This window comes from Chloroherpetonaceae bacterium, assembly GCA_033763895.1.
Lineage (GTDB): Bacteria > Bacteroidota > Chlorobiia > Chlorobiales > Thermochlorobacteraceae > JANRJQ01.
This window is the reverse complement of record JANRJQ010000014.1, coordinates 351065-361737: the sequence shown is the minus strand read 5'-3', so window position 1 is coordinate 361737 and position 10673 is coordinate 351065. Positions and strand designations below refer to the sequence as shown.

Sequence of the window (10673 nt, the reverse complement as noted above, 5' to 3'; positions counted from 1 at the left end):
TCAAATGTTCAAATTTCGGAGATTACCTCAGGGTGTATGTGCTGCACGGTGTCGGGGGAGTTTTCCGAGGCGGTAACGGATATTCTAAAATCCGTAACGCCCGATGTATTGCTGATTGAAACCACCGGAATCGCGAATCCGATTTCTGTGTTTATGATGCTTGCCAACGACTCGCGCCTTATCTTGGAATCCATTCTCACCGTAGCCGATGCCGAGCATCTTTTGGAACAGCTTTCAGAAACGCTTGTCACGGAAATTCAACTTTCGATTTGCGACGCCGTGATCCTCAATAAGTGCGATGTCGCGTCTTCGGATGTGATTGAATCGGCGGAAGCACGAATTCGCAAACACAATTCACGCGCGCCGATTTTTCGCACGTCGCAAAGCAACATTCCTCCCGAGGTTGTCATGACTTTCTCGAATACGGCCTATAAAGCCGAACTTGATTCGTTTGTCTCCTCATTGAAACATCACTACGATCATGAAATTGAGCGGCGGCTGGCCCAAAAGCGGGCTTCAACGGCCGATTTTGTTCCTCTTGCTTCTTCGTCTTTGTTTCCAATCGCCACTTCACCCGACCATCATCACAGTCATCATCACGGGCACGACCATTCGGAAGCAGAAAGCTATCACTTGGAAGTTGATGAAATCGAAACCTTTGTGCTTGAACCCACGGGCATTTTTGAGCAGCGCGACTTTGAACAGTTTCTTTCGGATGTTCCGCCCGAGTGCTACCGAATTAAAGGCGTCTTAAATCTCAAAGAATATGACCATCCCGTGATTTTCAATTTTTCATCGGGAAGATATACGATTGATTTTGAATCGCTTGCGGGTGAGAAACAATCTGAAACACCCAATCGCTTGGTGTTTATTGGAAAGGGTCTAAAAAGTTTCGAGGAGCAGATAACATCAATTTTCAAGTAAATTGAATATATGCATTATTTTAATGATTCAACTTACTATTACTTTGAGGATTTCGTAGATTTATTATATAATTCATTATCAAAATCTGACGAAAAAAAAGTAGAATCAGAAATATTACGAAAACTTCAATTTGATGAAATAAACTTTGATGAACGAACGTTTATTGAATCAGCTGTAGAAACAACAATTGTACTATCATTAGCTCTTTTAGCAGATAAATTTATTTATGAACCAAAATTAAAAATTAAATCCTTAAAAAACCCTGAATGTACGCTTATTTTCAATTTCTCTGATTGTAAATTAAAAGTTAATGTTGAATCTAAATGCTCATACTTTCAAAATAGAGATATACATCGGGAAAATAATAACTTTATAGGTTATGTTTTTGAAAAATCAGACGTAAATAATCAACTTATCCAACCACTTAAATTATCTGATAGATCTAGCTCTGAATCCTATCCTCCAAATGAAAAATTAATTGAATATTTAGATAGTGCCAAATTAAAGTTTCCTCAGATTATCCCAGAAAGTGAATTAAATATTTTATTCGTTAGTTGTGGTGAATTATCAGATTTTGATTTATGGTATAAAGCAATTTTGGATTTTCTTTACAAAAGAGGAAAATTTTCTGATTTTAATGTTCACGGATTAGTTATAACAAATATGAATTATAATCATTATCGTTATTTCAAAAAGAATAAAAGAAATAATTGGCTATTGAATAATCATTTTAACCTTATGTTTATTGATTTAGATAATCCCTTTATTATTTATAATAATCTATGTAAATTTCAGCAATTTTTTAAAAATTTTACAAATGAATTGTATATTTATGCACATAATTCAAACAATCCAATACTTTCTATTACTAACAACCAACTTTTGATCAGTTCTTTTGTCAAGGATAACTATAATTCCCACTATAATTTGAGCTATTTTTTTTCTGATATTAAAGACTTCAGCTCAACATAATTCGGCGACTTTCTTGAAGCTTTCTAAGATGCTCTGCCAGCCTTGCTTTTGAAGTTCAACCGGGTTTTCAGTTTCGGGGTCGAAGGTTTCGATAAGGGTTGTTCTGCCATTTTGCTCAAGAAATTTTACCTCAACTTTTCTTCCATCAAGCATTTCATATCGAATCAATTCCAAGGGTTTGATTTCTGTATAAATTCCTTCGAAATCAAAGCTTTCGGCACCATCTTTTGAGGCCATTGTATAAATAAATTTACCGCCGATGCGGAAATCATTGATGGCTTTTGGGGTGTGCCAATCCTCTGAGGCTTGATTCCATTGGCAAATGAACTCCGGTAAAGTCCAACATCGCCAAACGGCTTCTCGCGGTTGATTGACAGTTACATCGACTGAAATTGTATTGTTCATTTGCTCGAATTATGCGTTGACTTTTTGATTCAAAAATTCAATCATCGGTTGCATTGCTTTGAAACCGGAGAGAATTTTTTTACCCAGATTTTTGGAAAGGATATCGTCTTGCGTGAGTTCAGCCTCTACGAGATACGATTTCATTTTCAGGTATTCCACTGCCGGGTCATCTTCCGAAAATCCCTTTGGAGGCCGCGTTAAGGTTTGAATGCCATCGACTCCTTTCGGAAAGCTTTTTTTGAACCCTTTCTCTGAAACAATTTTTTCCCACGCGTCAAATTCCTTAGAAATCAGCTGACGAAGTTCGTTTAACCTTGGGGGCATTGGCATATAAATTCCGCCTGCAATAAAGTTTTGAATCGAGGGTTCAATATGCAAATAATATCCTGCTGAATTTTCCATTTTCTTTTTATCGCGGTTAAATGACGCCGCGAAGTGGGATTTATAGGGCGATTTATCTTTTGAAAACCTTACATCACGGTTGATTCGAAAAGTACAATCCTTGACTTGCAAATTCGCCGCCGCGATTTCTTTATCTTGCAGCGAAAGACCGATAATCACTTCTTGCACCAACCCGTGAAAATCTTCCTTCGCCGCCTCATATTTTTCGCGATTTTTATCAAACCACTCTTTATGATTGTTTTTTTTGAGGTTTCGGAGAAAGTTCAGTGTTGATGGTTGAAGCATTTTTAATTAAATCTTCTTTTTTTACTACGGATTATGAAGTTTAATCGATGATTATAATAAAATTCTTATTCCTGCTGTTGTTAGGAATGTATGTTTATAGGTTAATGATTTCGGAAATTCGACAAGCCCATAATCACTTCCTAACTCATGCACATAAGCGGCACTGAAAGAAAGAAATATAAGCCCGGTGATTTTATAGTCCAATGCCAAACCAATGCTTAATCGAACTTCAAGGTAATCTTCTTTTAATATCACATCAGAATTTCCTAAACCACCCGCCAGAGAAATTGTTTGTCTATAATTTCCAAAATTTATTCCTGTTCCTGTAAATGGCCTTAAAACAATAGATTCTGTAAAATTATAATTGTAAAAAAAGGTTAGATCAATTGTCTGAGTATTCAGAACTTCATTGAGAGGCAGCAAATCGATGAACGGGGGTGTACCGGTACTCCCAAAGTAATAAGCATATCCGAAAGTAGCTTCAATGGGAGAGTTCGGGAAGATTATTCCGAGTCTCAGTCCTGCCCCCGCTCGGTAAGCATCTATTGTCCCATAATTGAAACTCGCTTGTGCAGTTACTTGAATGGGATGTACTGTTTCCGAGTAAACCGATTTGTATGCCTCTTTTTCAAGTTCGTAAATCACATTATCAACAAAACTTTGAAATACAATTTTCCCATTTTCATCCTTAGAAATAATCTTCCCCTTTATTTTTCTGGAATCTTTTAGAACAATAATATCCTGAGTTTTAGCTTCTGATCCCGTCTCGCTTTGCGCTTTGAGCGATGCCGAAAATATAAATGCTAAAAAAAATATGGCGAGTTTTATGTGTGTTTTCATGATATTGAATTAATGATTGATATTTAGAATTAACAAAAATGAGAAAATATTGGATTAAAAAATAAATCTCAACCCTACCGAAGTGACAGCAGCATTTTTATAGGTTAAGATTTGCGGGAAGGCTGAAAGCGCATAATCGCTTCCGAGTTCATGTAGGTAAACTACGTTAGCGGTAAAATGAATAGGACCACTTATTCTTAAATCAAGCCCCAAGCCAAAATTTAATCTTAGTTCTAGGTAATCCTCATCTATTGGAAAATCTATTGTTGTAGTATTGAAGAAATCAGGAAGAGTTATTGTTCGGTTATACGCTACGAAGTTAACCCCAAAACCGGTAAATGGTCGAATAGTAACATCTTGGTTCAATCGAAACAAGTAATTGACACTCAAATCCCCGGCATGCAATTTTAGCGATTCTTTTAACGGTACATTTTGACCATCTTGAATCGTAAATCCATTTGCGTTTCTGCCAGTATAAAATCCGTAACCAGCAGTTATTTCAAAAGAAGAGTTTGGTAGAATTATCCCAACTCGAATTCCTGCGCCTGCCCGATATGCGTCATTTAACCCGTAATTAAAGGTTAGTTGAGAGGTAATTTGAGTAGGATAAATTGTTTCCGTTTGAAACCATTTATATGAACCTCTTTCAAGTTCATAAACAACATTATCCTCAAAGTTTTGAAATGAAATTTTCCCGTTCTCCCCTTTTGCGATTACTTTTCCCACTAATTTTCTTGAATCCGCCAAGTACACAATGTCCCGTGTTTTCAATTCCGAAGAGTCTGTATTTTTTTTCTCAACTTCGCTGTTTTCATTTTGCGCCTTTGCGATTTCTGAATTGAGTAGTGAACAAAATCCAATCGCGAAGATGAAATAAATAATCTTATGTTGAACGATTACTTTTTGATAGGCTTGCCGCATCGATTGATAGATTAAGGACATTGATCTCAAAAGTTAGTTGGTTAGGAAGTTAAAATACGCTTTTTATCAGATTCCAAATGTTGCTTTTAATAGCCTTGCAAGATTTACGATTCAATGTGAATGCTATTTTTTTGTAAGTTGCATTTCAATCAGTTTTTTTACTTTTTAAGATTCTATTTGTTCTATTTATGCCTGATCGCACTTCCAAAACCGTTGCTCAATCGTATGTTGAAATGACCCAAGTGGTTACTCCTGCCGACACGAATTATCTCGGTAATCTCGGCGGAGGAAAACTTATGCATTGGATGGATTTAGCGGCCGCAATCGCTGCAAGCCGCCACTCGAATAAAGTCTGCGTGACGGCGAGTGTTGATACGCTGGAATTCAGAAAAACCATCAAGCTTGGCGAAGTCGTGATAATAAAAGCCGGTGTGAATCGTGCATTTAATACTTCAATGGAAGTGGGCGTAAAAGTTTTCTCCGAAAATATGGTAACGGGTGAGCGAAAAGATTGCAACAAAGCTTATTTCACTTTTGTGGCGATTGATGAAGAGGGTAAGTCTGTTCCCGTTCCGTCTGTAACACCTGAAACTGACATTGAACAACGTCGCTTTGAAAAGGCCGCGCTTCGCCGTCAAATTCGCTTGCTAAATCGAGGCTAAATGAATTTTAACTCTATGCCAAACACTTCGCCCTTGTCAATTCGCTTTCTTACTTCTTCAGAAGTTGCCGAATTCCGCGCGGCGGTTCTTCTTCTGACTGAAGTATTCGAACACGACATCGATTCGTTGCCGCCCGATGCCCACCTTTCACAATTGCTTTCACTTTCTCACTTCTTTGTAGGTGTTGCGTTTCATGAAGGCACGCTTGTTGGCGCGCTTACGGCACACAAACTTGAATCTTATTATGCCGTTGAACCGCAGTTTTATCTTTACGATATCGCCGTTAGACCTGAGTTCCAACGCAAGGGAATCGGAAAGGCGTTAGTCACTTCTCTAAATGAATTAGCTCGTAAACACGGGGCTTCCGAAGTATTCGTTCAAGCCGATGCCGAAGATATCCACGCTCTTGATTTCTATCGACACACTGGCGGACGAGAGGCTCCGGTATTTCATTATACTTTTCCTTTGGAATAGTTCCTATTTCATTCTTGAACGTGTGCTTTTAATCCTTTTTGTGATACAATGACTCTGCGATTTGATGAAGGCAAGTGTTACGCCGAGTTCCGCCCAAATTATCCAGACGCTTTTTTCAACGCTCTTCGCCAGCATTTGCCCATAGGTGATATTCGCGCTTTGGATGTCGGCACAGGAACGGGGCAAGTGGCGGAAAAGCTTGCATCGTTTTGCACATCCATCGACGCCATTGATATCAGCCCCTCGCAACTTGAACATGCTATTCGAAAACCGAATATTCGGTATCATTTGGCATCGGCTGAACAATTGCCTTTTGAATCCGCTTCGTTTGATCTCATCACCGTAGGCCAAGCGGTTCATTGGTTTCAATTCGATCAGTTTTATGCCGAAGTTCGCCGTGTTTCAAAACCTACCGCAGTTATTGCCATTGTTGGATATGGGAATATCATTTTAACCGAAATGATTATGCCTATCATCTCTCATTTTTATTCAGAGGTGTTGCGGGATTATTGGGATAAAGAGCGACGCCACATTGATTCCGCGTACACCACGATTCCTTTTCCATTTGAAGAAATCGCCTTTCCCGCATTTTCAATTTCTTCGTTTTGGACTTTAGATCAACTTCTTGGTTATCTCTCAACTTGGTCTGCCCTCAAGCGATACCGTCAAGTTCATTCCTCTAACCCGCTTGAGTTTCTTTCTGAACACTTGCTTTCACTTTGGCCGATAAACGAGCGCTTTCAAGTTTCGTTTCCTGTGCTCACGCGCATTGGGCGTATCATTTAGTCACTTTAAGATTTTCTTCATGACCAGTTGTTAAGGTTTTTGACCAGATATTTATTTCAGAAAAACCATCCTACTTCAAATACGATGCCATCATTGGCATTGAAATTGGCAAGGTTTGAAATTTTATAACCTAGGATGAGAATCAGGTTTCCTGCGTGATAATTTAATCCGGGGATAAAGAACGCATTCTCATGAACACTCCCCGAAAACCATTCCCCCAAAAAGTTGATGTGCGCAAAAAGCGGCTGTTCGAATGATGCCGTGGTATGAAGCACACTGATTCCAAAATTTTGTCGCGGCCCGTAACCCATTCCTAAGGCAAGACGCGTTTTCAAATACGGTAGGCGGAAACTTCCGAATCCATACGTCCAAATCCCGACACCGCGACCGGTGGTTGAAATCGGGAACATTTGTCCGAAGGAGAGTTTTAATTCCCACTCCGGTAAACTGGTTTCAAAAAATTGTTTTGTGCCTTTGTAGCCAAAGCCAATTGCCGTGTAAGGTTGCCGTGGTGTTCCAAATTGATACTGGGTTGCGGCAAGCTCTATTTCGTCGGTTAATCCGTAAGTCAAAAAGTTGGTCGTGATCCAATAAGTGGGATCGGTGGTGCGAATTTGAGATTCATGCAAGAAAAACCATTTTCCTTTTGGTGTTTGGTCGGCTGAAGGGAGATTAATGATGGTTTGTTGGGCCTGCAGACTTTGGGAAAGAAAAAATATCATAAAGCTTGCAGCGAAGAAATGCTTTAAGGTTTGAGTCATCCGGAGATAAAAATATTATTCAAAAAAAATTGAATATAAACTCAGACTTTAACAAAATCATTCCTAAAGAATTCCCTTGTCGTGTAAAATTTTTTCTTTTTGATTCGTATTTATTGTCTTTGTTGTGGGGAGTGGTTTTTTTCAAACCAACTTCTTGAGTTCATTTGCGAGCCCGGCCCGCTTTTTGATTGATTTTAATTCTTCAGGGGTGAGTAATCGCCACGCGCCGCGCCGAAGCCCTGCCGCCGTAATTCCGGCATACGACACCCTTTCAAGCTTTTTGACATCGTAGCCGAGGTTATAAAACATGCGGTGAATTTGCCGGTTCTTGCCTTCATGAATAATGACGCGAACCGCATAGCCGTCACCCAAGATTTGCGCTTCGGCTGGTGCTACTTTTTCGCCGGTATCTTTTAGGCGCATTCCTGCCTTGAAGGCTGCGATTCCTTCACGCGTAAATTTTGAATCCAATTCCGCGAGATATTCTTTTTTGATTTCACTTGAAGGATGCATGAGTTTGGCGGCTAAGTCGCCATCGTTGGTAAGCAAGAGAACGCCCATCGTGTTGCGGTCGAGCCGGCCAACGGGATAAACGCGCTCTTCAATTCCCAAGAGATCAATCACGGTGGTGCGGCTTTTTTCATCGGCAAGTGATGTGATGGTGTCTTTGGGTTTATTCATCACAATGTAGATTTTCCGCTGTGCACTTTTTAGAATTTTCCCCAAATGCTCCACTCTATCGGTTTCAGGGTTGATTTTGGTGCCAAGTTCGGTCACCACTTTGCCATTCACCGTCACTTCACCCTGAAGAATCATTTCATCTGCCTTGCGTCTCGACGCCTCACCGGCCATTGAAAGAAATCGGTTCAGCCGAACCAATCCCTCATTTTCACCGGTCGGTTTTGAAGTTTTCGTTTTTCCTTTGCGCCTGAATTTTGGTCTTTGCGGTGGCCTTGCGGAGGGAGATTTTCGTTGAAGTGGATTATCATCTTGCTCCCTTGAAAAGCGAGAGGCAGACACTTTAGATTTAGCCCCTCGCGCTCGCGTGTCGCGCCGGGTTGATTCACGATCGTTTGCTTCGCGCTCTTCATCATAAGGATTTTGAAATGCACGCGGCGGCGCACTTTTTTTTCCAAAACGATTTTGGCTGCTATTTTTCGACCGAACTCGTGGGTTTTGGGAACTCGTTCGGGGTTTGTTTTTAGACTGGTCCTGCGCCGGCTTCTTCCGTTGTGGCATCTTGTTCAAGCTCGACTTTCAATCGGGCGTTTAGTTCTTGTTTGAGCATTGCTTGCTGTTCATCGTCGCGCATCAATTCTTCAACCTCGCGTGGCTTTGGTAAATCAGAAAGTGAGGATAGATGAAAATAATCTAAAAATGCTTTTGAAGTCCCGTATATAAGCGGCTTACCAATCGTTTCTGCTCGACCGGTGACTTCAATTAAATTCTTTTCTAAAAGCATTCTTAAAAGATGATCGACACTTGTGCCTTTGATTGATTCAATCTCTGATTTTGAAATCGGCTGCTTATACGCAATAATTGAAAGCGTTTCTAATGCTGCTTGTGAGAGCCTGCGCTGCAATTTCGGCTGCATCAACTTTTGAATGGTACTATAAAACTCTTTGATGGTCAAAAAGCGATAACCTTGAGCAATGCGGTGAATTCGAAAGGTGAGGCCGATTTCTTCATATTTGCGGTTAAGCTTTGAGACGGCCTTTTGAATTTTCTCATCCGTTATCTCTTCGTTTTCCAACGCTTGACGAATCACTTTTGGATGCAGCGCTTCATCGCTTGCAAAAATCAAGGCCTCGAGTTGGAGCACCAAATCTTCAAAGGTGGCATCAAAGGGTTCATTCTCATTTGGCTCCACTTGATGCGAACCTTCATTGAGATTTTCAATAACGACTTCTTCAGCTGTGTTTTCAGCGGGAATCGCATAATCTAAGTTTTGGTTTGTCGTGTTACCATCTTCAGTTCCTTGTTCCGGATGGTTGGAGGACAACGCCTCTTCATTCACTCCATTTTGTGAAATCCCTTCGTTTGATGGCGATTCCATCTCGTTTTGGTTTGGTTCTGTTGAGTCGCTCTCGGTTTGAAAAACTTTCACAGCTGATAGATTCGATTGACTTGATTCGTTGCCAAAAAAAACAAATCCCGCGAACGCGGGATTGCTTTTGAAATATACAACCTTCGCCGAAAAGAGTCATAAAGAATTTTTTCGAAATTTCATTTACGGGCTTTCTTCCAATGCCCATAAATCATTGCTATAAACAAAGTTAGGGGCATTCGGAAGCCCACCATATTTGCCCCCCGTCATCCATAATTTATTTTCATATACCGCAAGAGCGACACCACCTCTTGGGCTCCAAGGTGCTTCTTCCCAAACCCACTCCACACCGTTTCTACTTCGCCCTACTGCACTCGAAAATAGTCCGTTTCGATTGCAGCCAATAAGCCATAATTGATCATGAAAGACAATCACAGAATAGCCAAAGAGATCAAACTCTGGGAGGATTTTTTTCGTAACACAGTCCCAATTTAACCCATCGCCGCTTCGCCAAATGTCATTATTGAAGAGATAAAGCGAATCATGAAAGGCAACCACTTGACTACTTCCGCGCTTTCCAAAGGATGGTGTACTTTCTACCTCTTTCCAATGAATGCCGTCACTTGAATTCCAAATGCCGCTCACTTCTCCCGAGGCAGTTTCCCCACCAAAAATCCATAGTTTATTTTTGAATTCGATGGGGTGATAAAAAAAGCGTTCCGGCAGAGTACTTTTTTCCGAAAGAGTCTCCCAAGTTGCGCCGTCTTTTGTACGGGTAATTTTTGGGGTAAACTGAAACTGCTCAATATTGCCGGTAAAATGCCCTAAACCTAAGATACTTTCGCCAAAAGTCACATAATCTAAAAAGGCAAGATTGCCGAGGCTGTTATCAAGGGGGGATTTCAACCACACTTTTCCATCTTTGCTCTTCCAAGTTCCACGAGGATGAAACACCCAAAGCGACTCTCGAAAACTGAACATTTGAAAATTATAACTCTTTGGCCACGGGGCTTCATACAAAACCTCTCTCCACTTTAGTTTAGACTTTTGAGGATGCATTTCAGATGTTGGTATTTTTTTGGGTTCAACCGGAATCGCTTTGTTTTCTGAGGGTATTTGCGGGGCGCAAGCTGAATTCAGTAATAAGATTAAGAATAATTTCGGCTGAAAGAATGAACTTGACATTTTCATTTT

At 40.4% G+C, this 10673-nt stretch carries 13 protein-coding genes; 5 read left to right on the top strand and 8 right to left on the bottom strand.

What is annotated here, in order from left to right; genetic code table 11:
* A partial coding sequence (locus tag SFU91_15385; protein MDX2130418.1) for a GTP-binding protein occupies positions 1 to 924 on the top strand: 924 nt, incomplete at its 5' end.
* Positions 925 to 933: 9 nt separating this feature from the next.
* Complete coding sequence (locus SFU91_15380) at positions 934 to 1896, top strand: hypothetical protein (protein MDX2130417.1); 963 nt, start codon at positions 934 to 936, stop codon at positions 1894 to 1896.
* On the opposite strand, the gene SFU91_15375 is transcribed toward SFU91_15380, so the two are convergent.
* Genes SFU91_15375 through SFU91_15360 form a run of 4 tightly spaced genes read right to left on the bottom strand, consistent with a single transcriptional unit; the run spans position 1888 to position 4770 of the window.
* Positions 1888 to 2301 carry an SRPBCC domain-containing protein gene (locus tag SFU91_15375; protein MDX2130416.1) on the bottom strand — a complete coding sequence of 138 codons (414 nt, stop codon included), beginning with the start codon at positions 2299 to 2301 and terminating at the stop codon, positions 1888 to 1890. The two genes, SFU91_15380 and SFU91_15375, sit on opposite strands and share 9 nt — an antisense overlap.
* Positions 2302 to 2310: 9 nt before the next feature.
* Positions 2311 to 2988, bottom strand: coding sequence for a DUF2461 domain-containing protein (locus SFU91_15370; protein MDX2130415.1), 678 nt, complete (start codon positions 2986 to 2988; stop codon positions 2311 to 2313).
* 51 nt (positions 2989 to 3039) lie between these two features.
* A complete protein-coding gene (locus SFU91_15365; GenBank protein MDX2130414.1) occupies positions 3040 to 3828 on the bottom strand; it encodes a hypothetical protein in 789 nt (262 codons plus the stop codon).
* Positions 3829 to 3882: 54 nt separating this feature from the next.
* Positions 3883 to 4770, bottom strand: a complete 888-nt coding sequence (locus SFU91_15360; protein ID MDX2130413.1) for a hypothetical protein — start codon at positions 4768 to 4770, stop codon at positions 3883 to 3885.
* A gap of 167 nt (positions 4771 to 4937) precedes the next feature.
* Between SFU91_15360 and SFU91_15355 the strand changes: the two genes are divergently transcribed.
* Genes SFU91_15355 through SFU91_15345 form a run of 3 tightly spaced genes read left to right on the top strand, consistent with a single transcriptional unit; the run spans position 4938 to position 6671 of the window.
* Positions 4938 to 5411 carry an acyl-CoA thioesterase gene (locus SFU91_15355; GenBank protein MDX2130412.1) on the top strand — a complete coding sequence of 158 codons (474 nt, stop codon included), beginning with the start codon at positions 4938 to 4940 and terminating at the stop codon, positions 5409 to 5411.
* A 15-nt stretch (positions 5412 to 5426) separates the two neighbouring features.
* Entirely contained in the window at positions 5427 to 5885 is a 459-nt protein-coding gene (locus SFU91_15350) for a GNAT family N-acetyltransferase (protein ID MDX2130411.1), read from the top strand.
* 48 nt (positions 5886 to 5933) lie between these two features.
* A complete protein-coding gene (locus SFU91_15345) occupies positions 5934 to 6671 on the top strand; it encodes a class I SAM-dependent methyltransferase (GenBank protein ID MDX2130410.1) in 738 nt (245 codons plus the stop codon).
* Between the two features lie 56 nt (positions 6672 to 6727).
* On the opposite strand, the gene SFU91_15340 is transcribed toward SFU91_15345, so the two are convergent.
* The 4 genes from SFU91_15340 to SFU91_15325 form a co-directional block, all read right to left on the bottom strand.
* A complete protein-coding gene (locus tag SFU91_15340) occupies positions 6728 to 7432 on the bottom strand; it encodes a hypothetical protein (protein MDX2130409.1) in 705 nt (234 codons plus the stop codon).
* Positions 7433 to 7573: 141 nt separating this feature from the next.
* Complete coding sequence (locus SFU91_15335) at positions 7574 to 8671, bottom strand: pseudouridine synthase (protein MDX2130408.1); 1098 nt, start codon at positions 8669 to 8671, stop codon at positions 7574 to 7576.
* Positions 8634 to 9539, bottom strand: a complete 906-nt coding sequence (gene scpB, locus SFU91_15330; protein MDX2130407.1) for an SMC-Scp complex subunit ScpB — start codon at positions 9537 to 9539, stop codon at positions 8634 to 8636. The genes SFU91_15335 and scpB overlap by 38 nt, the downstream gene beginning before the upstream one ends.
* A 123-nt stretch (positions 9540 to 9662) precedes the next feature.
* Positions 9663 to 10664: a hypothetical protein gene (locus SFU91_15325; GenBank protein ID MDX2130406.1), complete on the bottom strand. Its 1002-nt coding sequence runs from the start codon at positions 10662 to 10664 to the stop codon at positions 9663 to 9665.
* Positions 10665 to 10673: the final 9 nt, after the last annotated feature.

What these genes read in the sequence shown, in the direction of transcription:
- SFU91_15380 (MDX2130417.1), top strand. Translation starts at nt 934, where the DNA reads ATGCATTATTTTAATGATTCAACTTACTATTACTTTGAGGATTTCGTA.
- SFU91_15375 (MDX2130416.1), bottom strand. Translation starts at nt 2,301, where the DNA reads ATGAACAATACAATTTCAGTCGATGTAACTGTCAATCAACCGCGAGAA.
- SFU91_15370 (MDX2130415.1), bottom strand. Translation starts at nt 2,988, where the DNA reads ATGCTTCAACCATCAACACTGAACTTTCTCCGAAACCTCAAAAAAAAC.
- SFU91_15365 (MDX2130414.1), bottom strand. Translation starts at nt 3,828, where the DNA reads ATGAAAACACACATAAAACTCGCCATATTTTTTTTAGCATTTATATTT.
- SFU91_15360 (MDX2130413.1), bottom strand. Translation starts at nt 4,770, where the DNA reads ATGTCCTTAATCTATCAATCGATGCGGCAAGCCTATCAAAAAGTAATC.
- SFU91_15355 (MDX2130412.1), top strand. Translation starts at nt 4,938, where the DNA reads ATGCCTGATCGCACTTCCAAAACCGTTGCTCAATCGTATGTTGAAATG.
- SFU91_15350 (MDX2130411.1), top strand. Translation starts at nt 5,427, where the DNA reads ATGCCAAACACTTCGCCCTTGTCAATTCGCTTTCTTACTTCTTCAGAA.
- SFU91_15345 (MDX2130410.1), top strand. Translation starts at nt 5,934, where the DNA reads ATGACTCTGCGATTTGATGAAGGCAAGTGTTACGCCGAGTTCCGCCCA.
- SFU91_15340 (MDX2130409.1), bottom strand. Translation starts at nt 7,432, where the DNA reads ATGACTCAAACCTTAAAGCATTTCTTCGCTGCAAGCTTTATGATATTT.
- SFU91_15335 (MDX2130408.1), bottom strand. Translation starts at nt 8,671, where the DNA reads ATGCCACAACGGAAGAAGCCGGCGCAGGACCAGTCTAAAAACAAACCC.
- SFU91_15325 (MDX2130406.1), bottom strand. Translation starts at nt 10,664, where the DNA reads ATGTCAAGTTCATTCTTTCAGCCGAAATTATTCTTAATCTTATTACTG.